Raw genomic sequence first — 24,439 nt, 5'->3', positions numbered from 1 at the left:
TTTGGTATAAAACTGAAATATCAAAAGTGGTGGCATACGCGGGGATTACTTTCAGGAGAATAAAATGAAAAAACCTTTATACCTTGTTGCCGTCGATGGCAGTCAGTGGAGTTTACGAGCCGTTGAGCGAGCCATTGATTTAGCCAGTAAAACTGGTGCCAAGGTAATGTTATTAATGGTAAAAGATTGGTCATATTTACAACCTGTGCTACTTGAAGGTACCTCGCCAATCATAGTAGATCAAACAGCTGAAGAAAACGATACCAGAGCTAAAGTGTTAGCGCCATTAGTTGAAAAATACCACAATGTAAACGTAGAGATCACCACAGATCTTATTTGGGGTGATCCTGCCACCGTGATAAAAGAGCAAATTAAAGCATTACACGCGAATATGATCTTTGTCGGCCGCCAAGGACGATCTCAGATTGTTGACATATTACTTGGCAGTGTGGCTAATAAATTAGCTCATCATGTCGGCATTCCCATTGTGCTAGTGCCATAGTCAATGAGTGAGTTATACCAAGTTGATTAATTATCTGCTCATTTTTAATGCTTAAAATAAAAAAGCAGCACACTTAATTAGTCAAATGGGTGTTAAACAGTAATTTTTATATAACACTTTGGTTTTAAAACGGAAAAAGGTGAGCAGATGCTCACCTTTTTTATATTATTTACCCTATAACAACTGTTTTCTCAGAAGCTAGTTATTAATTAACTATGTGCTAGAACGGGATGTCATCATCAAAATCAATAGTTGGTTCTTGTGGATTCACTTTAGGTGCATTCTGTTGAGAGCCACCTTGTTGCTGCTGAAAACCACCAGAATGTTGCGGTGCAGACTGTTGTTGGAAGCCACCGGACTGTTGTGAAGATGATTGCTGAGCTGGTTGCTGTTGAAAGCCACCACTTTGCTGTGCAGGTTTATTATAAGCTTGCTGAGGTGCAGCTTGCTGGTTAAAACCACCACTTTGTTGTTGTGGTTGTTGCTGTTGAAAGCCACCTGATTGTTGAGGAGCTTGCTGGTTAAAACCGCCTGCACTGGCTCCGCTACCGCCACGAGAATCTAACATTTGCAGCGTACCGTTAAAGCCTTGAACAACAATTTCAGTCGTGTATTGGTCTTGGCCTTGTTGGTTTTGCCACTTACGTGTTTGCAAAGCGCCTTCAATATAAACTTTAGAACCTTTCTTTAAATATTCACCAGCAATTTCAGCTAGTTTGCCAAACATCACCACACGGTGCCATTCAGTTTTTTCTTTTTGTTCACCCGTTTGCTTGTCTTTCCAAGTTTCAGAAGTTGCAATAGTAAGGTTAGCAACCCCTCCACCATTAGGCATATGACGCACTTCAGGGTCTTTCCCTAAGTTACCTAAAATTATTACTTTATTGACACCAGCCATGAACAAAATCCTATATTTGCAGTAAAGTATTACTTTACTAATTTAGTACTTTCCAAACGTCAACTCGCTCAGAATATTTATTTTTAATAACAATACCTAGATTCTAACACTACGAGTAAAAAATTACGCTAGGTTTGCACTATTTTTGTGAAATACTTTATTGCTAATACCCTAATAACGACCCACCAGAATATAACGGTTTTTCGCTAGTAAACTGGTCTCAGATAAAGTTTTTCAAGCACTTTGATTTTCATCGTAAAAATTCACGTAACCGCACTAACTGAGCGCAATTTTACTTTGCTTGCTCTTAACTCAGGGTGTTTTTATGAAAATCTAACTGAGGTTAATTAAAATAAAGACCGATATAAAAGTAATTGATAACGCTAATTATTCAATGAAATGCTCATTCATAATACTAATTGTTGGTGCTAATATCTTTTGGGATTTTTTAGTTTTATGGTCAAAATGCACCATTACAGCAGTACCTGATGCACATTTTTTATCTTGCTGCCAAGCTTCTTGATAGACGTCAAACGAGCTATTGCCAATGCGGCTAATATAGGTTTTTAATTCGACATCAGTGCCATATTGCAGCTCAGCATGAAATTCAACCGTCGTTTTAGCTAAAATTAATTTCCAATCTGTTAGGTTTAAATCAGGTGAGAACCATTTAAAAACTGGATCGCGTGCGCCCTCAAACCATTGTGCAACCACGGTATTATTAATGTGACCTAGCCCATCCGTTTCACAAAATCTTGGTCTTATACATTCTTTAATCATAATGACTCTCTACATCGCTTTATTATATAAATAATTAACTATTTTAATTGCTGCTATCAACACTTGAGTAGATCGATAGCTCGGTATTGGGTGATTGTCATTTCATTAAGCCTAATACCAATTGAAAAACCAATTGAAAAACCAATTGAAAAACAAGGCTTAGTAAATGAACATTGCGACACATACTACAGAGATTTTTCAGCAAGGTAATTAAATTAGCGCTAGTTTGTTGTATGCTAAAGCCAGATGAGTAATAAGAAAATAGCCATGACAGACTTTATTGAAGTATACCCTAACGCACTCAGTCCCGAGTTTTGTAAAAAATTCATCCTCGATTTTGACAATAGCCCACACCAAGTGCCCGGCAGAACGGGTAACGGCGTTGATACCACTAAAAAGCTCAGCCACGATATTTATCTCGGTCAACATGCAGAGTTTCAACCGGCATTGCAAACAATTTTACAGGCCTGTAGCGAACAAATTACCGATTATATTGGCAAATATTTTTTTAGTTTAATTGGCGGTATATCGCTAACAGTACAGCATCCTAAAACCAAGCAGGCCGTAGTATTGACTGTTGATAACTTTGAAGAAGTGGGCAAACCTAACTTATTTAACTTGATAAAGTATTTGTTTCACTTAGCCCCGGTTAACGCCCAACGTTATGAACAAGGTAAGGGTAATTATGGCTATTGGCACTCAGAAATATTTCCACAACCCGGTGAGAACAAAGCGCTGCATAGGGTATTACTGTTTTTAATTTATTTAAATGATGTTGAGGAAGGTGGTGAAACTGACTTTTATTACCAAAATAAAAGCATTAAGCCTAAAGCCGGTAGTATGGTTATTGCGCCATGCGGTTTTACTCATACTCATCGAGGCAACATTCCTATTTCATCGAATAAATACGTCTTAACCTCTTGGGTGAGTTTTAATCCAGCCAAACAGATTTATACCCCAAGTTAGCAAAAAAACACCCGCCATTAGGCTTGTATCTTAACGGCTTTGTCAGAAAAAAGTCATTGCGGGACTTAGTGTAAGTCAGCAATTAAAGCTCTACGCCCTTAACGATAAATGATATCAGCTTGCTCAATTTCAGCCTTTATTAGCCTCTTAGTCACTTGCGCTAAAGTCAGCATTATCAATGCCACTTAGCTTCAAATAATAAAAAAGCATAATGTGGTCATTATGCTTTTTAGTTACTGAGTGAAATTGTTAACAAAACTCAACATTCACCACTAAAGAAAGCGTTTGAGTAAGCGATCTATTTGTGTCATACGTAATTTTTTCAGCAGCTTACGAGGTTTATCTGGATAACTTTGTACACTCTCGATGTCGCTTGGTTTATCTATTTTTTTTGTGTGTTGGCTAATACGTTGAAATTCTGCAGTAAATTTATCTAATAATTGACCTTTTTCATCATCAAGCAAAATAGCATTTTCTAAATCTAACGCCCAGGCTCTTGGGTTTAGGTTACTGCCGGTTAACAAGTGATAGCGTTCATCAACCACTAAGCCCTTCAAATGAAAACTGTTATTGTCATGCTGCCATAACCTTAGCGATAACGTGCCATTATCCAAATATTTTTGACGTCGTGACAAGAAAGTCGCTAATAAACGTTCATAAATATAAGGCACAACCTCAACCGTGGAGAAGGTGGCTTCATCGGCATTATAAAAATCATTGGCTTTTTTATCACCCACAATAAAGCTGATTTTAACACCACGCTTTAGTGCGGCATCTAAATCTCTTAATAAAGGTTTAGGTAAATTAAAATAAGGGGTGAAAATAACTAAAGTATCGCGACTGCTGCGTACTAAGTCTCTAATAACACGATTAAGTTGATTGCCTCTGCGACCGCAACCAACAAACATAGACGTTTGAATATCATCAGCTTTATAGTCGCGTTGATCGGCACTAAATGGACGATATGTTGATGACTTTAATAATCGAGTTAAACGAAGAATATTGCGTTTTACTATTTTGCTGTCTGGCAACTCGCCGTGGTTTAATCGTGGTGCCAAACTTGAGTCAATAAAGTAATCTTGCAGGTACTGGCAAAAATTATCCGCTAGCGCTTGGCTGTCTAAGCGATAATAGCGGTCGAGACGATAACGCCCCGCTTGTTGTAAGTACACATCATTAATACTCGCTCCGGTGTACAGCAGCACGTTATCGATCACCATGCCTTTTAAATGTAAAACGCCAAGTAATTCCTTACGTTTAACCGGCACACCGTAAATATTAATCGATACTTGATGTTGCTGTTCAAGTGCTAAATAGAGGTCACGATTACCACCAGACTCTTTTTCACCGATCAAACCACGTTGTGCGCGATGAAAATCAACAAACAAACAAATATCTAATGTTGGGGTCTGCTGTTTTGCTTGATATAAAGCGGCCAGCACTTCTCTGCCTGCTGCATCGTCTTGAATATAAAGCGCAGAAATATAAATACGTGACTTTGCTTGAACAATTTCAGCCAAGAGCATTTGCTTAAAATCAGCAGCGCAATGGGCAATATCTATATCGGTATTAGCGATCCCAACGTTAGAATTAACGATAACCATATTAGCGGTTGCCCGCTTGAGTAGTAGCTAAATTAAGTGTTTTATTATGATTCATTCAATCTAAGTATTATTTTCAAAGTAAACTAGCCTGATTGTACCGCAAGATCCTCTACGAGTTGAAACATATTAATGCCTGTATGTGCAACACGTTGACTTGATGGTGATAAATTGTCGATATTTACAGCAATATCGAGCAGGTTTAATGTTCACAACCACACTAACAAGAAGTAGGTTGTGAACATAGAGCCAGGCTATATTTTATTTTATAAACTGAGCGATAGCCTGTGTAGCAGAGTCATCAGCCGTTTTAAAAACCGTTTTAAAAACCGTTTGATTAGATTTTAGCGGCCAATTCTGCTGCTTGTCTAATGGCCTGTTTTGCATCAAGTTCAGCCGCAATCTTAGCACCACCAATTAAATGTGCCGTGACGCCTTGTGCTTGCAACTCTTGGTAAAGACCACGTTCAGATTCTTGCCCTGCACAAATAATGATATGGTCTACTGTTAGCGTTTGCTGTTCACCATCAACAGAAATAACTAAACCTTCATCATTGATCTCTTGATAAGTAACGCCCGCTAACATTTTCACGCCATTTTTTTTCAAAGTAGAGCGATGGATCCAACCGGAAGTTTTACCTAAACCGCCGCCCACTTTACTGGTTTTACGTTGAAGTAAATAAACTTCACGAGCAGGGGTTTCTTGAACAGGTTTGCCGGATAAGCCACCATTTTCTTGATACTCTTTATCGATACCCCAGCTTTTTAACCATTTGTCAGGGTTTGTCGTTAACGACTCTTCTTCGACTAAAAATTCAGCGACATCAAACCCAATACCCCCGGCGCCAATAATGGCAACACGCTTACCTATCGGTTCTTTATCGCGTAATACTTGAATATAAGATTTAACTTTCTCATGTTCAATGCCTTTAATGTCAAGCGCTCTGGGCACAATGCCTGTTGCTAGCACTATTTCGTCAAAGCCGGCCGCGATTAACTGTTCTGCACTTTGTTCTTGATTTAAATGTAAGCCAATGCCTAACAGCTCAATTTGCTTGTTAAAATAACGTAAGGTTTCAAAAAACTCTTCTTTACCTGGTATTTGCTTAGCGTAGTTAAACTGGCCACCAATTTCACTGCCCCGATCAAATATCTCTACACTGTGACCACGTTGAGCGGCATAAACACTAAATGCTAAACCTGCAGGCCCTGAGCCAACCACGGCAATCTTTTTCTTGGCGGTAGTTTTTTCAAAGGTCAATTCAGTTTCATAACAGGCTGTTGGGTTGACCAGACATGACGCACGTTGCTGATTAAACACGTGGTCTAAACACGCTTGGTTACAACCAATGCAGGTATTAATTTCATCACTTTTATTGGCCGCGGCTTTAGCAACAAAATTTTCGTCGGCTAAAAATGGTCGCGCCATTGACACCATATCGGCTTGGCCTGTCGACAATATTTTTTCTGCCACTTCAGGAGTATTAATACGATTTGTGGTAATTAAAGGCACCTTGATCTCTTTTTTCATTCGCTCGGTGATCCAAGTAAATGCGGCGCGTGGCACTGAGGTTGTAATAGTAGGAACACGTGCTTCGTGCCAACCAATACCCGTATTAATTAAAGTCGCGCCTGCTGCCTCAACCGCTTTAGCCATAGTAACAACATCTTGCCAACTATTGCCGCCATCAACTAAGTCGAGCATAGATAAACGAAATATAATAATGAAATCATCGCCAGCGCTTGCTCGCACCGCACGAATAGTTTCAATCGCTAAACGCATTCTGTTTTCAATGCTGCCACCCCATTCATCGGTGCGTTTATTGACTTTTACACAGCTAAATTGATTAATCAGGTAGCCTTCAGAACCCATAATTTCAACACCGTCATAGCCCGCTCTTTTTGCGAGTTTTGCCGAATAAGCGAAGTCTTTAATCGTGCCTTTGATTTGGCGTACTGACATAGCTTTTGGGGTGAAGGGGTTAATCGGCGACTTTACTTTACTGGCTGAAACACTAAACGGGTGATATGAATATCTGCCGGCATGTAATAACTGCAAACAAATTTTTGTTGGGTATTTATGCACAGCTGTGGTAATTTTTTTGTGTTTACCCACGTGCCAAAATCTACTTAACTCACAACCAAAAGGGGTTAAGCGACCTCGAGTGTTAGGACTAATGCCACCGGTAACAATCAAGCCAACACCGCCTTTTGCGCGTGCTTGATAAAATGCTGCGAGTTTATCAAAACCGCCCTTTTCTTCTTCAAGGCCAGTATGCATTGAGCCCATTAATGTTCGGTTAGCTAAGGAGGTAAAGCCTAAATCTAATGGCGCTAATAAGTGTGGAAAGGCAGCATTATTATTCATAGTAAGTCACTTTTGTGGTTGTCATGTTAATTTATAGCCATTGAAATAAAGTATCGATCATTCTGAGGTGGCCTGAATAATCCATACCTGCTTTGTCTACATGGATGCAGGTACTTATGTTTAGTCTGCAACAATAAACATCTGCTTTTAATCACACACGTTAGCTATTGTCACTGACTTATTTCGATGGGTATTATATTTAAAGCTAGTTCATGTTTTTTACTCGAACCAGCCAGTGTCTAAAATATCTGCTACTAAGGCAAAACTCAAGCTTTATTTTGACACCTGTCAGATAGGGATGGTTACTGGCTGAATTCACGGTCGTAAAAAGTGCCCGTTTACTTTCGATATAAACTGAGTATGCTGTGCCGTAAAAATTGCTATGCTGGGCTGTAGCTCATAAGGAGGGGTATTATTAACATCGACAAAAATAGCATCATTGGTCAAATCACTGAGCAACTGCAACAGGAATTAGTCTTGGCATTAGTGGCAGCAAATAATGCCCATAAGGCGGCGACCGACGATCAGTCAGTCGCAGAAACACAATATGACACCTTGGCAATAGAGCAAAGTTACCTAGCCGAAGGCCAGTCAAGACGTGTGGACGAGATTCGCTATGCCATTAAACGCTTGCAAAGTATTCCTCTGGTCGCATTACAGAAAAAACCAGAAATAAACATTGGCTCAGTGGTGCAGTTGGAAAAAGATATTGATAAACAACAGTGGTTTTTTCTTGCGCCCGCGGCTGGTGGTTATCGCTGCAAGTTAGCTGTGCAGAGTAATACCATTAATATCGTGGTTATTACGCCACAGTCGCCTATAGGCGCTGCCATGATGGGAAAAGTGCTTGATGATGAAATCAGTATACAAATAGCCGGAAAAAATATCGCTGATTTCATCACCATGGTAAATTAAAAGCCCTTGAGCTTGGCTTAATAACCTCGGAGATTAATAATAAAAGTACACACTCACTATGGATTGAGCAGTGCTTTGATACCAGCAAGATCAGCAGTTTTATCATCCACTTTCAAATAAGCCACCGCCTCGTCATGCATGATAGTAATTTCAATTACGCCAGGCATTTCACTGAGTTGTTGTGCTATGTCACGCGCTTTTTCATCACTAATAATATTGGTTGCAAAACTATAAGCCTTAGATTTTTTCAACGGCTTCATGCCCAAACTTAATAGCAACCAAACCAGCGCAAATAAACCTGTGACTAAAAATATCGTTTGCTCACCAAATTCGCCAGCAATAAAGCCGCCAAGAATACCGCCAGCAAAAGCGCCTAAAAACTGGCTACTAGAATAAATGCCCATCACACTGCCTTTTACGCCGGCAGGTGCAATGCGCGACAATATTGATGGCATGGTCGCTTCTAAGTAATTAAAGGCGGTAAAAAACATCATGACCAAGACAATTAATGTCGTCAAACTAGTGGGCAAATACCAGAGTAATAATAAGGCTATCGCTAGCAAGGCCACTGCGGCGCTAAACATTTGCGTCTCTTTTTGTTTTTTCAATCCGATGATCATAAAGGGCACCATCAGAAAAAACGAGCCAATTAAGGTCGGTAAATAAAGCTGCCAATGTTGTTCAAGCGCTAAACCATTCTCAACAAATTGCTTTGGTAGAGTGACAAAACACGCGGTTAAAGCCATATGTAAAATAAATACCCCCCAATTTAAACGTGACAATTGCCCGTCACGAATCAAGCGACCAAGTTTTGAGGGCAGTGCAACATTGTCACCTTTAGGGGCGGTATTAATTGAATTAGGGACAATAAATTGAATCGTTAGCATGGCAAATAGGGTTAATATCGCAATAAACCAGAACAAGCCACTCAAACCAAACGCTTGCGCGACTATTGGGCCAATAATCATAGCAATAGTAAATGAAAGTCCAATAAACATACCTATGGTCGCCATGACTTTTGGTCGTTGTTCTTCACGACTTAAGTCTGCCGCTAAGGCCAATATCGCACTGGCTATCGCACCCATACCTTGCAATGCACGACCTAGTACCACACCATAAATAGTTTCTGACATCGCCGCGACAATACTACCGAGAAGAAATATCAACAATCCTACTAAAATAACGGGTTTTCGACCAAATTTATCCGATAAAATCCCCATAGGAATTTGTAACAATGCCTGCGTTAATCCATAGGCACCAATCGCTAAGCCAAGCCAAATAGGGCTATAGCCAATAAGTTCTTCACCATAAATGGCAAACACAGGCAAGATCATAAACAAGCCAAGCATTCGTAAGCCGAATACCGATGCTAACGATATGGCGGCCTTCTTCTCAATACTATTTAAACCAGATGCACTCATGAAGGTGTTAACTCTTAATTTATAGGGGCTATAGCTATACCCTTTCTCGACTTGCTCAAATCTGCATCTTGAAGTGGAACGGGTATATATAAACGCACACATCTTAACACGGGTTTTGAATGAACAAAAACAGAGATTTTAGCTGAATTTGGATTAAAAAACTGTGCAATAATATGCGATTCTAACTTTATGTTCAGGTAAAACAAGCTTTAGGATAATTTACTGTAAAAACAGCCTTACTCGGGTCGTATTTTGTTGTTAATCATTATTTAAATCTTGCTAGAACCTAAGGTAATTTACAATCAGTCTGATCTTTGCATACAGGTATTTCGTACAACAAGCCTCGGGCGTTAAACTGGTCACCATATCATTATGAAAAAAATTGAAGTCAGGGGTGCTCGCACTCATAACTTGAAAAATATTAATGTAGATATTCCTCGCGACAAATTAATTGTTATCACCGGTCTTTCCGGCTCAGGCAAGTCTTCCTTAGCCTTTGATACCTTGTACGCTGAAGGACAAAGACGTTATGTAGAATCACTTTCTGCTTATGCGCGCCAATTTTTATCCTTAATGGAAAAGCCTGATGTCGATCACATTGAAGGTTTATCTCCGGCCATTTCAATTGAGCAAAAGTCGACTTCGCACAATCCGCGTTCAACAGTCGGCACTATCACCGAAATATATGATTATTTACGCCTGCTTTATGCTCGTGTTGGTGAACCTCGTTGCCCAACACATCACCAACCACTAGCGGCACAAACCATTTCACAAATGGTTGATCGGGTATTAGCGCTTGAAGAAGGCACTAAGGTCATGGTGTTAGCACCTGTGCTACAAGACCGTAAAGGTGAGCATGTTAAGTTACTCGATAATCTGGCCGCACAAGGCTATATTCGTGCTCGAATAGATGGCGAAATTTGTGATTTATCCGATCCACCGACCTTAGAGCTACAGAAAAAACATACTATTGAGGTGGTCGTTGACCGTCTTAAAGTGCGTGAAGATATTCAATTACGCCTTGCTGAATCTTTTGAAACCGCGCTTTCACTGACCTCAGGTACGGTGAAAATTGGCTTTATGGATGACCCCAAAAGAGAGGAGTTAGTGTTTTCAGCTAATTTTGCCTGCGCAAAATGTGGCTATAGCATGCAAGAATTAGAACCACGTTTGTTCTCTTTCAACAACCCCGCAGGCGCATGTCAAACCTGTGATGGCTTAGGTAATCAGCAATTTTTTGACCAAAGTCGTGTTATTGCCAATCCCGCGTTAAGCTTAGCCGGTGGCGCTATTCGTGGTTGGGATAAGCGTAATTTCTATTATTATCAAATGTTGCAAGCATTAGCTGATCATTATCAATTTCCTTTAGACTTAGCGTTTAATGAGTTGGATGAAAAAACTCAACAAGTGATTTTAACCGGCAGCGGCAAACAAAAAATTGAATTTAAATACATGAATGACCGTGGTGACATTGTGATTCGCAAACATCCGTTTGAAGGTATTTTAAATAATATGGATCGCCGCTACCGTGAAACAGAATCTAACGCGGTACGTGAAGAGTTAGCTAAATATCTTAATAGCCAAAGTTGCCCAGACTGTAACGGTAGTCGACTACGCTTAGAAGCGCGTAATGTTTTTGTGGGTAATACCCCATTAACTGAGGTGGCTGAATATGCCATTGCCGATGCCTTGGCGTTTTTCCAGAATCTGGAGTTAACGGGGCAAAAAGGACAAATTGCTGAAAAAATTCTGAAAGAAGTCTGTGACCGCTTAGGCTTTTTGGTCAATGTCGGTTTAAATTACCTTAACTTGTCACGCGCCGCAGGCACTTTATCTGGTGGTGAGGCGCAACGCATTCGTTTAGCGAGCCAAATAGGTGCCGGTTTAGTCGGGGTGATGTACGTTTTAGATGAGCCATCGATTGGTTTGCATCAACGTGATAATGAACGTTTATTAGAAACCCTGATCCATTTACGTGATTTAGGCAATACCGTTATCGTGGTAGAGCATGATGAAGATGCGATTCGCGCCGCTGACTACGTTATTGATATTGGTCCTGGCGCTGGTGTTCATGGCGGTCATATTATTGCTGAAGGCAATGTGGATGATATTCTAGCATGTGAAGACTCACTTACCGGTAGATACTTATCAGGTAAGGAGCGCATTGAAACACCTAAGATTAGAGTGCCTTTTGACAAAAATAATGTTGTTGAGCTTAAAGGCGCCACAGGTAATAACTTAAAAAATGTTGATTTAGTTATTCCTAATGGCTTAATGACTTGCGTTACTGGCGTTTCAGGCTCAGGAAAATCAACGCTGATTAACGATACCTTGTACAAACTTGCTCATATTGAATTAAATGGTGCAACCACACAAGAACCCGCACCCCATAAAGAAATTATGGGTTTACATTTACTCGATAAAGTCATCGATATTGACCAAAGCCCAATTGGCAGAACCCCACGTTCTAATGCCGCCACTTACACCGGTATGTTTACCGCTATTCGTGATATTTTTGCTGCCACGCAAGAGTCGCGATCACGGGGTTATAAAGCTGGTCGCTTTAGCTTTAATGTTAAAGGTGGACGCTGTGAAGCTTGTCAGGGTGACGGCTTAATTAAAGTTGAAATGCATTTTTTACCTGATGTTTATGTACCCTGTGACGTGTGTAAATGTAAACGTTATAACCGTGAAACCTTAGAAGTAAAATACAAAGGCAAAAGCATTCATGAAGTGCTTGATATGACCGTTGAAGATGCTTGTGAGTTTTTCTCACCCATTCCCGCCATAAAACGTAAGTTACAAACCTTGATGGATGTTGGCCTCACTTATATAAAACTGGGTCAGTCAGCCACCACACTTTCGGGCGGTGAAGCACAACGGGTAAAATTGTCGAAAGAGTTATCAAAACGCGATACCGGTAAAACGCTTTACATTTTAGATGAGCCCACCACTGGCTTGCATTTTCACGATATTAAACAGTTATTGCAGGTCATTCATCGTTTACGTGACCATGGCAATACCATTGTAGTGATTGAGCATAATTTAGATGTCATAAAAACCGCAGATTGGGTGATAGATTTAGGCCCAGAAGGAGGCTCAGGTGGTGGTGAAATATTAGTCACAGGCACACCAGAGCAAGTGGCTGAACATAAAGGCTCTCATACTGCGAGATTCTTAAAACCCTTACTCGCTAAAGAAAGAAAAGCTAAAGAAAGAGCAGCTAAAAAAGCACGCGCTAAATAAAACATCACATCAACATCAATCCATAGTGATGTTTTTCTTAAAGGCTTGTTTTTTATCACAAGCCTTTTTTGTGCCTAGTATCTCAACGCCGTTATGTTTAAGATAAATGAGTAAGCTGACAAAAACAGCGCTAATAACTGAAGTAGTAAGCTAAATGACAAATGAAAATAACCATACTATAGCCTGGCAAAACCCGATGATTTATTTACTGGCCTTCTCTAGTGGCTTTTGTATTATGGGTATTGAACTATTAGGTGGCAGAATTTTAGCGCCATTTTTCGGCAGTAGTGTTCATATTTGGGGCAGCATAATCACAGTATTTATGCTGAGTTTATCTTTTGGCTATTTAGCCGGTGGGAAGTTATCGACCAAAGCGGCTTCTTTACACCGTTACGGATTAATTTTCATCTGTGCGGGGATCGCTATTTTACCGGTAGCCTTTTCTTCACAAGGGATCATGGAAGCTATATTTCTTGCCATTGAAGATACCCGTTATGGTTCATTATTAGCATCAATGGCCTTGTTCTTTGTGCCCACCGTGATATTGGGTATGATTTCACCTTACTCGGTGCGCTTGTTAGTGACTGATAAAAACAAAAGCGGCCAAGTCGCTGGCTTTCTCTACTTTGTTTCAACACTCGGCAGTGCTTTGGGCACCATTATCACCTCGTTTTACTTGGTGTTACTGTTTGAGGTTAACGATATTATTATGGTGTTTAGCAGCGCACTTATTGTGCTGGGTATTACCGCCATGAGCTTTCATCGTGTCAGTCAGTCTAAAAATAGCCTTAATAACCCTACTAGCAATCAGCAAGGATCTGCAGATGAATAAATTAGTCACTAGCCTCCTAATCGCCATCATCAGCAACGCTCTGATTAGTTCAGCTTTAAGTACACAAGCAATGGGCAAAACTATTCACAGTGAGCGTTCGTTATATCGCAACATATTAGTCGAAGAAGATAGCGGTTTACGCTGCTTAAAATTCAATGTTAAAAGTGCTAAAACTCAACAAAGTTGTATGTTAGTTGACGATCCGCAACGCTTAGTTTTTAACTATACAAAAATGTTATTTTCGAGTTTATTAATTAACCCTAACCCTGAAGCTATTTTAATTATTGGTTTAGGCGGCGGCACAATGTCAAATGTCTTACACCAAATTTATCCGAAGGCGAACATTACTAACGTGGAAATAGATCCGGCAGTCATTAAAGTGGCACGAAACTATTTTGACTTTTTTGAAAATAAAAATATTACCGCGGTGGCACAAGACGGGCGTATTTTTGTTAAACGTGCGGCGATAAAAAAACAGCAATACGATTGGATAATTCTCGACGCCTTTAACGGTGACTACATACCCGAACATTTAATGACCCAAGAATTCTTACAAGAAGTTAAAAGCTTACTGAGCGATAACGGTGTGGTAGCGGCCAATACCTTCTCGGTGAGTAAGTTATACAATTATGAATCAGCGACTTATAAAGCCGTTTTTGGCGACTTTTTCAATGTTAAAAATAACAACAACAGTAATCGCATTATATTAGCCAGTGCTAAGGCTTTACCTAAAGCTGATATTATCGCCCAGCGCGCTAAAGCGTTAAAAGAAAAGTTATCGCCATTTAATGTCGATATCACCAAAATTAGCCGTAAAATGATCTCAACAGCAACGACGCAAGATTGGCCGCCAGCATCGCCACTATTGACCGATCAGTATTCGCCGGCAAACTTATTAAATTTAAAAAACTAAATCTAAAACGCTAGGATGATCATCAGCATATTAAAATAATACGGCAGTAGCGTCAGCAAAATCAAACGTGAGTAAATTCGCTTCAGATCCAGCGTCAGCCTAAGCCAATTTTAGGCACTGAAATTAATAACTCAGCTTAATTTTTCTGCCTGAATTAACTTTTATTTTTTAAACTTAAACGCTTTTTACCTGAAGATGTTGCTGTGGGTTTTTTCACATCGATGCGGGTTAAGGTCCGTGAAGCAGCCGGTGATTTCGACGCTATGGTTTTACTGGCATGTTTGATATCTGTTATAGCCACTTTTTCAACTTCAGCATTAACCTCTACTGCAGCATGGTCATCGTCAATATTTGCTGCTTCAGTACTTGCTGCTTCAGTGACTTCTACTGCAGTAAAGTCATCACCCAGTGCGGTTTTACGAGAGCCTGCCACTGCGGTGTTTATCTCCGCCATTTCACTTGTGGTTAAGTCGCGCCACTCTCCCGAACGTAAATTGCCCAGTTCAACATTCATAATGCGCGAGCGTTGTAACTCAATAACTTCATAATCCAGATATTCACACATACGGCGAATTTGTCGATTTAAACCTTGGGTAAGAATAATACGAAAAACATATTTACTCTCATGTTTGACAATACAGGGTTTAGTAATAGTGCCTAAAATAGGGACACCTTTTGACATACGCTCAACGAAGCGCTCACTGATCGGCTTATCAACTTTGACGATATATTCTTTGTCGTGAGCATTTTCTGCCCGTAATATTTTATTAACAATATCACCGTCACTGGTCAAAAATATCAGCCCTTCTGAGGGTTTATCTAATCTACCGATAGGAAATATGCGCTTAGTATGACCAATAGCATCAATAATATTACCTTTGACTTGCCGCTCAGTGGTACAGGTAATACCAATGGGTTTATTATAAGCAATGTAAACTCGGTCGGTATGATTACTCGCGCTGGCTTTAATCTCATTACCGTCAATACAAACCCTATCACCGGACACAACTTTAGTGCCAAGCTCTGGTACTTTGCCATTAATGGTCACACGATTGTTTTCGATCAATTTATCGGCAAATCGACGCGAACAATAGCCCGAGTCACTAATATATTTGTTTAAACGTTTTTCGTAACTTGACACTGGCTATCCTAAATAAGATCAGTAAATTCTAAATTTGATTGGTGGTATTTTACCTAAATTTTGTCACACTGTAGAGCAATGTTACAAAAAGCTGTAAAAAACTCGATAAACAAGGTTATAAACAAGGAATAAATATGAAAATAATCGCATTTGGTGCAAGTTCAAGCAGTAAATCAATCAACAAAAAACTTGCCACGTATGCCGCTAACCTAGCCGCTGAAGTTCAGGCAAATGTTGACATTGAAATACTCGATTTAAACGACTTTGAACTACCGCTTTTCAGCCAAGATAAGGAAATAGCATTAGGTCAACCTGAAGCCGCGAAAGCCTTCTTCAATAAACTGGGTGAAAGTGACGCCATTATTATTTCATTTGCTGAGCATAACGGCAATTACAGTGCCGCCTATAAAAACTTATTTGATTGGGCCTCGCGCATTGATAAAAAAGTTTATCAAAATAAAGCCATGCTATTATTGGCCACATCTCCTGGACCAGGTGGTGCCGGCAGTGTGTTAGCGGTAGCGACAGGTTCAGCGCCTTACTTCGACGGCCAAGTAAAAGCATCGTTATCTGTACCAAACTTTTTTGATAACTTTGACGTAGAAAATACTAAGCTCACTAATGATGAATTACATCAGCAATTACTCAACGCCGTGAAACTTTTAATGGCATAATTTTCAGTAAAGACCTAAAAATTACGCCGTGATTTTTAGGTTTTACCGCTGTCTTTAAATTGAGTATTAACAATAACACTCGGTTGTTTGGCCTTAGTCTCCACTTTGATTGTTCCTCCTCTATTGCCAACAGAAAAAGAACTACAGCCAGAGACAGTGAATATAATGATTGATAGCCATAATAGCGCCTGATTTACTGTCATATGTTACTCATTAATTGGCTGCTCTTACGCTAATTTTAGCCAGTTGACGGTCATGATATTTAGCTAAGACAATAATGGAAATAATCGCCCCTAATAACGCTAAGGCCATATCTGACTGGGTATCCCAAATATAACCTTGCGTACCCAAAAATGCTTCAGCATTTTCACCTGAGGCGATAGCAACCCACCATTCTATCAATTCATAAAAGGCGCTAAAGGCCAAGCAAATAGCAACAATAATGACATTTAACCAAGCTTTTCCATTAACAATGCTTTTGCGAATAAGGATCTCACGGGCAAGTAAAGCGGGCACAAAGCCTTGGAAAAAATGGCCCACTTTATCGTAGTTATTTCGCTCAGACCCCATCCAATGTGCGATCGTATCAAATAAGGGGACTTCGGCGTAGGTATAATGACCACCAACCATTAACACTATGCAATGCAGTAATATCAAATTATAAAGCAAACGCGTTAACTCAAAACGCTGAAAACTTATCACTATCAATACTAAACCTATTAGCGCCGGCAATACTTCTAAAAACCAAGTGAATTGATCTTTCGGCCCAATACCAGACCAAATCAAGACAACAAAAAAACACACTAACCAGAGAACCTTCAACATTTTACTTACTCTTTAATGAATGGCATATTTAATAGACCAAATAAACTTAGTAGCCATATTTCAGCTTACTCTTCTGCTAACCAAAAAAACGTTATCGCCAAGCGCTTAGTTCTTTTTTCATTGCCAAAATAACCACTGGCGCTATGAGCAATATTACCTTTAAATAAAATTAGCCGATTAAATTTATTCTCTATGGCGACATCTTCATACCAAGCATCTTTTGGTAAACTATCGGCTTTAAGGGCATCAACTAAATTTAAGTAAGGTGCTTGCACCAAGTTGCCACCGGCAGCACCATTGCCATATTTTAATCGATAAAAGCTAGTGCCTGAATGCGCTGGCGGATTTTGGCTCAAATACAATACCGCGCCATAACGACATAACTTTCGATTATCAACATGTGGTCTTGCTTCACCCTCTTCAGCTCCCACCAAAATGGCCGTATTACTGTCAACCACCACACTGTCTGATTCAGCAACCCAAAAATTAGCTTTATTAACTTGTGATTTCGCCCAATCTTCAACAAATTGTAAATCACTTTTACTTAAAGCGTTTTTTGAACGCATTCCTGGCCAAAGTTCTTTAGTGTAGGGTGAGCCTAACTTCCACTTCTTTTTGTTATAGCACTTATTCGCTAACTCAACGGCCTTCTTTACTGGGAAAAGATCATCTTGAATCCAATAATTTACCCCCAATTCTGGTTTTTCATAAGGCAGTGTTGGCGAGTTATATGGAATTGAAGGTAACACCATATTTTCATCATATTTTTCATACATACTAATTACTTTCTATATCCTTAACTAAATTCAATAATATCAAAATATTAACCTAAACTCATAGCCTGTAATAATTACCTTTGGGCGCAACACCAAATAGACTCATTGCCGCTTGCATGTCTTCTTGTGGATAATGGGTAATGGCAAGCTGATGACTTTCGATACAATCCCAGCGCTCAATCATCATAAATTGCTCTCCATGCTCATGATGCTTTAAAAGCTCACAGGAAATACACCCTTTAGCTGCTGTAATATAGGGCACAAGTGCCTGTAAAAAAGTATAAAGTTCAGCTGACTTTTTTGCTGCAGCAGTGAATTCATTAACCCGTACTATACTCATAATAACCTCTAAACCTGATTGTTCATTATAATGAAGGGTTTATGGTTAGTTTATTATAAGTCTGACTTTTCGCTAGGATACTGTCATTAAAGTGCCGTAGTCACTTTTTAAACACCCTATTTTTCAGTAATCACACTGAGTAAATCTACTATTTCATTTGGCTCATACAAGGCGCCAAAACATCGGGTAAAGGCCATAATTTGTTCAGTGCTTGGAAAAGTAAAATAATGACCTTGCCCCGCTTGAACAAGCGTTGTGAGTTCATCCCCCTGTTCAAGCGTCTTAATCGCTTGCTCGATCAATTGACACCCCCCGACATACAAAGACAACACATGCCACAGATAAGACTTATCCTGTTGCACTGACAATGTTGAATTAGCAATAATACCACCCGTATCTATCGTGCTGTCATCAATAAAGTGCAAACTTGTCGTCAACTGCTTGTCGCCATTTAACAGCGCCCAAAACGTTGCCATAACGCCACGATAATTTGGCAATAACCCAGAATGTAAATTAATAACACCGTATTTTGACAGCGCAATAACGGGTGGTTTTAGAATCACCCCATAACGAATAGAAATAATTAAATCAGCTGAAAATGCTTGAATTTTTGCCAAACCAGCAACTGAATTTATTTGATTTAAGGTTTCTATCTCAATAGCGTATTGCTGAGTAATGTCAGCATAAGTTTTAAAATTCACCGATAGTTCGGTACTTACCTGTACTTGCTCAAGCGTGCGATAAACCTCGTGTTGCTCAAATTGCGCTAACTCCTGCAAGGCTCGTGGGCGTGTACTATTACCACCGACTTTACTGGATAAAAACACCTTAATATTATGCAGCTGTAATGAGGGCAATAATAAATTTAACGCCAAATTACTGGCAATGTCATTATTGAGCAATAAAACAATGTTCATGATAATCATTCCTCTAGCTATTATTTAAAGTGGCTCAACTAAAAAATTAGATAACACCATAAACTTGCATTAAAACTTCCATAAAAGCCAAAATAACCAAAATAATCTATTATTTTATGTGCTTAACTGTTTCATCATATAGTACCGACAACCGGTTTTAGGATAGCCTTGCTGCGTCCATTGCACTTGATAACCGTGTTTTTCATAAAATGGCATAGCTTGAAAATTCAACGTATCCAGTAAGGCTTTATTACAACCTCTAGCTAGGGCTGCCTGCTCTATTTGATGTAATATTTTGCTACCGACTTGTTGGCCTCGCAGTGTATCTGATACCCATAAGGTGTTGATCATTAACCAATCACCAAAAGTTCGTCCCGCGGCGCCGGCAACAACATCACCTTTGTCATCGTTTAACTTCACTGCAATAGCTTTGCGTTCACTGACTTCCCAATGCGCCCAGTTAAATTCAGCAATTTTTTCATCTAAAAAAGCGATTAACCCTGCTTCAGGGTTTTCAATAACTTCAATCTTCACGCTTGACTCCCATTAATGATCTTAATCGCTTTTTCACTGACTTTTCTAAAAGTCAGTGAAATGTTTATAAACTATTTAATAACATCAACTCTTTTGGGTGCGGCTTCATATAATATGACTCGGTAATGTAGTCATGTGGGAAGCGTCGAAAATGATGGCGTAATAAGGTTATCGGCACAATCAATGGCAGTAAGCCATTACGGTATTGGTCAATAATATCAACTAGTTCAGCTTTGTCATCAACGCTGATAGAGGTTTTTAAATAACCTTGCAGATGTTGCAAGGTGTTCACGTGACCTTTTCGAGTGGCTTTTATTTTTAGTATCACCATCATTTTTTTCAAGTATTGCGACATGACCTCACTAGGTACCTCAGCATGGGCCTGCGCCAAGAAATGGCCTAGCTCTTTTGCCAACGCCTGGCTATGACTCATAAAAATGTATTTATGTTGAGCATGAAAACAATTCAGGCTGTGCAATGAAAACACTTCTGCCGATAGTTTTTGCCAACGAGCATAAATAAATACCCGTTGAATAAAGTTTTCGCGCAAGATGGCATCACCTAACCTACCTTCTTCTTCAACGGGTAAATCTGGAAAATTCTCCATCAATTTTTGTGCATAAATACCCACGCCAATACGATCTGGCATATCACCTTTATAAAGTCTCACACGCTCCATACCACAACTGGGTGAGTCTTTTTTCAATATATAACCGCTAAGCTTTTGTTGCCAAGATTGCTGCTGTTGAGCACAATCTTTAAGTCGTTCAGTGACATCTAAATCTGGCGTTTTTGAACCAACGCAATGCACTTTTTCATCGATCAGTACTAACCTAATGGTTTCACGCGGAATACCTAAACCAATATCCACTTCTGGACAGAAGGGGATAAAATCAAAGTACTCGCTTAAGGTGTTATTAATATATGCGTTGTTTTTATGACCTGAATCAAACCGCACTTTATGACCTAATAAACAGCTACTAATGCCGATTGATAGTTTATTATCCATGCTTGTTTCCTATGACTGAAAGTTTTTAGCTTTTGCTGAATTTCAGTATAACTAAAAGCCTAATTAAGATAATCATTTAAATAGTATTTTAGCTATATAGTCGGCTCTGTTCGACAACACTATTATTAGGTGATGAAGCCTGATGCCTAAAAAGTTAACAAACATCTGTAGCCAGGTATCTTTTTCGCTAGGTATTTTTATCTACAGCAGTTAAATTTCATTTAACTTGATGGACTGAAGTCCAACCTAGATAGAACTTACGGATGATCATCTAGTATTGGGCGATTGCTTTACCATTTTTCTCTTGGTTGTACTTTAGTCCGTCAACCGCTAAAAAGGCAATGACCGAGATGGCTAAGCACGGCCATATGATCGTGACATACCCTTTATCCTGAACATAAAAAAACCCGGATATTTCCGGGCTTTATCAACAGCTACTAATAAAATAAAACTAAAACGCTATTTTTCAAAATAGAATTTATCGCGTTTATTATCGTAATTACCCACTTCATTCATGGTATCGGCATTATACAAACGGCCATTAATCATGGTGTAAATCACTTTGTCAGATAAACGAATATCTTTACTGACATCGCCATCAATGACTAAAATATCCGCAAGTTTGCCAATTTTAAGTGAACCTAATTGGCTGTCTAAACCTAAGGTATGTGCCGGTGCGATGGTTGCAGTACGAATAGCATTTAATGGCGACATGCCACCTTGTGCCATCATCCACATTTCCCAGTGCATGGCTAAACCTTCACGCTGACCATGACCACCGGCATTAACCACAACGCCTAAGTCTTGCAGCTCTTTTGCTACTTTGGCAACATTAATATGGTTGTAATGATGCAGCGGCGCTTTGGTACGACGCATTGAACGCGGATCTAAAAACTCGCTCGGTACATACTGGCTCAAACGTGGATGCTGCCATACGTCTGTCGTGTCATACCAATAATGCTCACCTGAAATACCACCGTAAGCCACACCCATAGTGGGTGTGTAAGCCATTTCAGATTGTGACCATAACTGCTTGATGTCGTCATAAATTTTCGCCGTCGAAATTGAATGCTCTAACGTCGTATGGCCATCAATAATCATAGATAAGTTATGTTGTAGCAGTGATCCCCCTTCTGGTACCACTAATATTTCGGCTTCACGCGCGGCTTGGATCATTTGTTGACGTTGATTACGACGCGGTTGGTTGTAGCTTTTAACACTAAACACACCGGCTTTTTTTAAACGTTCAATATGAAATTTAGCATCGGCTAAGCTATCAACATGCGAGGTATAACCTGCAACCGTGGCTCCGTATAAAATACTACCGGTAGAAAATAAACGTGGGCCAACAATATCACCAGCCTTTTGCATTTCACTCGCCGCAAAAAACTCAGTGGTGTCGTTTGACGGATCGTGAATTGTAGTTACACCTAACGCTAACCCTGCGTAGTTTTTCCAGTTTTGCTGTGGAATAATTTCATTACTGCCTTGTGGTCCATGCGCATGAGCATCAATCAAGCCCGGCATAATCGACTTACCCCTAATATCAATCACCTTAGCATTTGACGGAATATCGACTTGGCCATTTTTACCTACCGCAATAATTTTATTGCCTTCAACAAGCACTACACCGTTTTCTATCACTTGCTCACCTTCCATAGTGATCACTTTACCGCCAACGAAAGCGACACGACCAGAAGGTTTATCCGCTTTTTCTTTAAAGCCTAAATAGGTTTTCAGCGGCGCGGGAGTAGATGACTCTGTAGCCTGTTCTTCGTGGCTATTAGCCTCGTCTTTATCAACTATTTTTTTATCGCTTATATCAAATAAGCCAGCAACACTTGCTTGGTATAAATCTGGACCTAAGCTCCAATAAAGCTCATTAGATTCGCCATTCCAGTTGATACCTTCACCAGCACGTAACGACAACTTTTTCACTGGTAAGTTTTTCGCTTTTGGACCAATATCTATCACTTGTCCACGTTCAACAAATGGCGTTACAAAAACTTTAAAGCGTTCAGCAAAAGCTAAAAATTTACCATCAGGTGACACCTTATATTCGGTAGCAAACTTACCCTGATAAAGCGCTTGTTCTTTGTTAGAACTTGATGAATTATCTAAATTAATTTTCACCAGTTGCGGTGTTTCACCCTTGCGTAAAACATAAATACGATCATTTTTAGCACCAAAATGTGGCAGTAAACCTGATTCTGTTACCAGCTTTGGCGCACCACCCTTGGCACTTACCGTATAAACGCCTGGGTTTAGGCCCCAAGTTGGATCGGTAATATAACCACCAGCGACTTTACGAAATACCACGGTTTTACCATTAGGAGAAAAGCTTGGCTCTATGTACTTGCCCGGCTCTTGGGTTAGTACACGGCTTCTACCGCCACGTGATGATACTGAGCGAATTTCACCTAGCTTTTTATCATCCCAAGTACTATAAACCACTGTTCTGCCATCACGCGAAAAACTAGGGTTCAATTCAAAGTGTGATGTTTGTTTAGTTAAACGCTTGGCTTGACCTTTGACTTGGCCATCGGCAATAGAGCGAACATAAATATGGCCCATTGACTCGTAAACGACTTTTCGGCCATCAGGCGATATTTCAACATCACGCAACATTTTTACGTCAAAGTTGTCTTGATCAATATCTTGTTGAAAACGTAACGCTGTTTGGATTTTTTTCTCGGTTTTTACATGAAAAGGAATAATCGTAGTGGTGTTACTTTCAAGATCGAGTTTATTAATTACACCACCTGACCAAAACACCATGCCAGTGCTATTAGGTAGCCACGCCATATTAGGGTAAACACCGTGAATCGCCCACGTTTCTTGCATATCGCGATCTAAATTTTCAAAAATCAGCTTTTCTTCGCCACTTTTTAAGTCATACAAGTATAAATTAGATTGAAAATCGTCTCGGCTAATATAAGCTAAATATTGACCATCAGGTGACGGCACTGGCCGTATCGCTCCGCCTTTACCTGAAATAACCACTTTAATTTCACCGCTTTCCAGTGTTAAGCGCTTAATCTTATAAATGCCCTTCTCAGAGTCTTTACTGTAATGAAAAGTTTTACCCGGTGTCGCGTCTTGCGAGAAGTAAACGTATTTACCGTCAGCTGAAAATGCCGGTTCACCTAAATCTTTTTGTTCATTAGGTCGCTTGGTTAACATCACACCGTTGCCACCCGTTTTGTGATACATCCATACTTCGCCAGCACCCAGAGAACGAGAGCCAGTAAAGTGTTTACGGCCAACAATATAGTTACCATCAGGCGACCATGCAGGGCTATTTAATAAACGAAAAGTTTCACTACTGATCGCTTTGCCCGCACTGCCATCGGCTTTCATGATCCATAAATTATCGCCACCGTCTTCATCAGAGGTAAAAGCAATGTGCTTTCCATCCGGACTAAAGCGTGGCTGCATTTGCCAAGCAATATCTGTCATCAAAGCGCTTGCTTCACCACCTTCAATCGGTAAAGTATAAATATCACCCAATAGATCAAAGACTAAGGTTTTACCATCTGGGCTAATATCAACATTCATCCAAGTACCTTGGCGCACGTCAATTTTGGCGCTGGTAAATTCACCTTGGGGGCTGTTGACCGACCACTTTTCAGCGGCGGATTTTTCGGGCGTTTTAGCCACATCATTGTCAGCAAACGCCTGTTGGCCAGCGCCTAATACCAAGGTAACACTGAGTGCTAGTGAAGAAATTCGAGTAGTAAATTTAGACATTAAATTCCACCTAATTATTGTTATTTACCTA

Annotated in this window: 21 protein-coding genes; 7 read left to right on the top strand and 14 right to left on the bottom strand. The window is 39.9% G+C overall.

All coding sequences use genetic code 11. The features are described from left to right. The first annotated feature begins 64 nt into the window (after positions 1 to 64). Positions 65 to 502, top strand: a complete 438-nt coding sequence (locus tag H4J41_RS05470; protein ID WP_182135931.1) for a universal stress protein — start codon at positions 65 to 67, stop codon at positions 500 to 502. Between the two features lie 220 nt (positions 503 to 722). Here H4J41_RS05470 and ssb read toward each other — a convergent pair whose 3' ends face one another. Together ssb and H4J41_RS05460 are read right to left on the bottom strand one after the other, a co-directional pair. After that, a complete protein-coding gene (ssb, locus tag H4J41_RS05465) occupies positions 723 to 1,400 on the bottom strand; it encodes a single-stranded DNA-binding protein (protein ID WP_310649790.1) in 678 nt (225 codons plus the stop codon). A gap of 387 nt (positions 1,401 to 1,787) precedes the next feature. Continuing rightward, positions 1,788 to 2,180 carry a thioesterase family protein gene (locus H4J41_RS05460; RefSeq protein WP_182135933.1) on the bottom strand — a complete coding sequence of 131 codons (393 nt, stop codon included), beginning with the start codon at positions 2,178 to 2,180 and terminating at the stop codon, positions 1,788 to 1,790. 267 nt (positions 2,181 to 2,447) lie between these two features. Here H4J41_RS05460 and H4J41_RS05455 point away from each other — a divergent pair, with 267 nt between their 5' ends. After that, a complete protein-coding gene (locus H4J41_RS05455) occupies positions 2,448 to 3,146 on the top strand; it encodes a 2OG-Fe(II) oxygenase (RefSeq protein WP_182135934.1) in 699 nt (232 codons plus the stop codon). A gap of 272 nt (positions 3,147 to 3,418) precedes the next feature. On the opposite strand, the gene pssA is transcribed toward H4J41_RS05455, so the two are convergent. Both pssA and H4J41_RS05445 read right to left on the bottom strand, forming a co-directional pair. Beyond that, positions 3,419 to 4,750: a CDP-diacylglycerol--serine O-phosphatidyltransferase gene (pssA, locus tag H4J41_RS05450; protein ID WP_182135935.1), complete on the bottom strand. Its 1,332-nt coding sequence runs from the start codon at positions 4,748 to 4,750 to the stop codon at positions 3,419 to 3,421. 334 nt (positions 4,751 to 5,084) lie between these two features. After that, positions 5,085 to 7,115, bottom strand: coding sequence for an NADPH-dependent 2,4-dienoyl-CoA reductase (locus tag H4J41_RS05445; RefSeq protein WP_182135936.1), 2,031 nt, complete (start codon positions 7,113 to 7,115; stop codon positions 5,085 to 5,087). Between the two features lie 486 nt (positions 7,116 to 7,601). Here H4J41_RS05445 and H4J41_RS05440 point away from each other — a divergent pair, with 486 nt between their 5' ends. Further along, positions 7,602 to 8,030 carry a hypothetical protein gene (locus H4J41_RS05440; protein ID WP_310649791.1) on the top strand — a complete coding sequence of 143 codons (429 nt, stop codon included), beginning with the start codon at positions 7,602 to 7,604 and terminating at the stop codon, positions 8,028 to 8,030. A gap of 56 nt (positions 8,031 to 8,086) precedes the next feature. On the opposite strand, the gene H4J41_RS05435 is transcribed toward H4J41_RS05440, so the two are convergent. Further along, positions 8,087 to 9,451, bottom strand: a complete 1,365-nt coding sequence (locus H4J41_RS05435; protein ID WP_182135937.1) for an MFS transporter — start codon at positions 9,449 to 9,451, stop codon at positions 8,087 to 8,089. A 372-nt stretch (positions 9,452 to 9,823) separates the two neighbouring features. On the opposite strand from H4J41_RS05435, the gene uvrA reads away from it, so the two are divergent. The 3 genes from uvrA (at position 9,824) to H4J41_RS05420 (ending at position 14,442) form a co-directional block, all read left to right on the top strand. Then, positions 9,824 to 12,697: an excinuclease ABC subunit UvrA gene (gene uvrA / locus H4J41_RS05430; RefSeq protein ID WP_182135938.1), complete on the top strand. Its 2,874-nt coding sequence runs from the start codon at positions 9,824 to 9,826 to the stop codon at positions 12,695 to 12,697. A gap of 154 nt (positions 12,698 to 12,851) precedes the next feature. After that, entirely contained in the window at positions 12,852 to 13,529 is a 678-nt protein-coding gene (locus H4J41_RS05425) for a fused MFS/spermidine synthase (protein ID WP_259364492.1), read from the top strand. Then, on the top strand, positions 13,522 to 14,442 hold the full coding sequence (locus H4J41_RS05420) for a fused MFS/spermidine synthase (RefSeq protein WP_182135939.1): 921 nt from the start codon (positions 13,522 to 13,524) through the stop codon (positions 14,440 to 14,442). The genes H4J41_RS05425 and H4J41_RS05420 overlap by 8 nt, the downstream gene beginning before the upstream one ends. A gap of 154 nt (positions 14,443 to 14,596) precedes the next feature. Here the strand turns inward: H4J41_RS05420 and rluF are convergent, their stop codons facing one another. Continuing rightward, on the bottom strand, positions 14,597 to 15,583 hold the full coding sequence (gene rluF, locus H4J41_RS05415) for a 23S rRNA pseudouridine(2604) synthase RluF (RefSeq protein WP_182135940.1): 987 nt from the start codon (positions 15,581 to 15,583) through the stop codon (positions 14,597 to 14,599). 134 nt (positions 15,584 to 15,717) lie between these two features. Here rluF and H4J41_RS05410 point away from each other — a divergent pair, with 134 nt between their 5' ends. Further along, positions 15,718 to 16,257, top strand: a complete 540-nt coding sequence (locus H4J41_RS05410) for an NADPH-dependent FMN reductase (protein ID WP_182135941.1) — start codon at positions 15,718 to 15,720, stop codon at positions 16,255 to 16,257. 35 nt (positions 16,258 to 16,292) lie between these two features. Here the strand turns inward: H4J41_RS05410 and H4J41_RS05405 are convergent, their stop codons facing one another. The 8 genes from H4J41_RS05405 to H4J41_RS05370 all read right to left on the bottom strand — a co-directional run bounded on the left by H4J41_RS05405 (position 16,293) and on the right by H4J41_RS05370 (position 24,408). Continuing rightward, entirely contained in the window at positions 16,293 to 16,460 is a 168-nt protein-coding gene (locus tag H4J41_RS05405) for a hypothetical protein (RefSeq protein WP_182135942.1), read from the bottom strand. Positions 16,461 to 16,470: 10 nt separating this feature from the next. Then, positions 16,471 to 17,079, bottom strand: a complete 609-nt coding sequence (locus H4J41_RS05400) for a DUF2238 domain-containing protein (RefSeq protein WP_182135967.1) — start codon at positions 17,077 to 17,079, stop codon at positions 16,471 to 16,473. Between the two features lie 68 nt (positions 17,080 to 17,147). Beyond that, entirely contained in the window at positions 17,148 to 17,858 is a 711-nt protein-coding gene (locus H4J41_RS05395) for a DUF6445 family protein (protein WP_182135968.1), read from the bottom strand. A gap of 58 nt (positions 17,859 to 17,916) precedes the next feature. Continuing rightward, positions 17,917 to 18,198, bottom strand: coding sequence for a putative quinol monooxygenase (locus tag H4J41_RS05390; RefSeq protein ID WP_182135943.1), 282 nt, complete (start codon positions 18,196 to 18,198; stop codon positions 17,917 to 17,919). 116 nt (positions 18,199 to 18,314) lie between these two features. Beyond that, positions 18,315 to 19,115 carry a formyl transferase gene (locus tag H4J41_RS05385; protein ID WP_182135944.1) on the bottom strand — a complete coding sequence of 267 codons (801 nt, stop codon included), beginning with the start codon at positions 19,113 to 19,115 and terminating at the stop codon, positions 18,315 to 18,317. A gap of 114 nt (positions 19,116 to 19,229) precedes the next feature. Continuing rightward, on the bottom strand, positions 19,230 to 19,649 hold the full coding sequence (locus H4J41_RS05380; protein WP_182135945.1) for a GNAT family N-acetyltransferase: 420 nt from the start codon (positions 19,647 to 19,649) through the stop codon (positions 19,230 to 19,232). Between the two features lie 64 nt (positions 19,650 to 19,713). Next, complete coding sequence (locus H4J41_RS05375; protein WP_182135946.1) at positions 19,714 to 20,658, bottom strand: DUF523 and DUF1722 domain-containing protein; 945 nt, start codon at positions 20,656 to 20,658, stop codon at positions 19,714 to 19,716. Positions 20,659 to 21,117: 459 nt separating this feature from the next. Beyond that, on the bottom strand, positions 21,118 to 24,408 hold the full coding sequence (locus tag H4J41_RS05370) for an amidohydrolase family protein (protein ID WP_182135947.1): 3,291 nt from the start codon (positions 24,406 to 24,408) through the stop codon (positions 21,118 to 21,120). Positions 24,409 to 24,439 lie beyond the last annotated feature (31 nt).

It is taken from the genome of Colwellia sp. MB3u-45 (genome assembly GCF_014077005.1).
Lineage (GTDB): Bacteria > Pseudomonadota > Gammaproteobacteria > Enterobacterales > Alteromonadaceae > Cognaticolwellia.
Note: the sequence above shows the minus strand (reverse complement) of the source record. Positions and strands in the feature narration are given on the sequence as shown.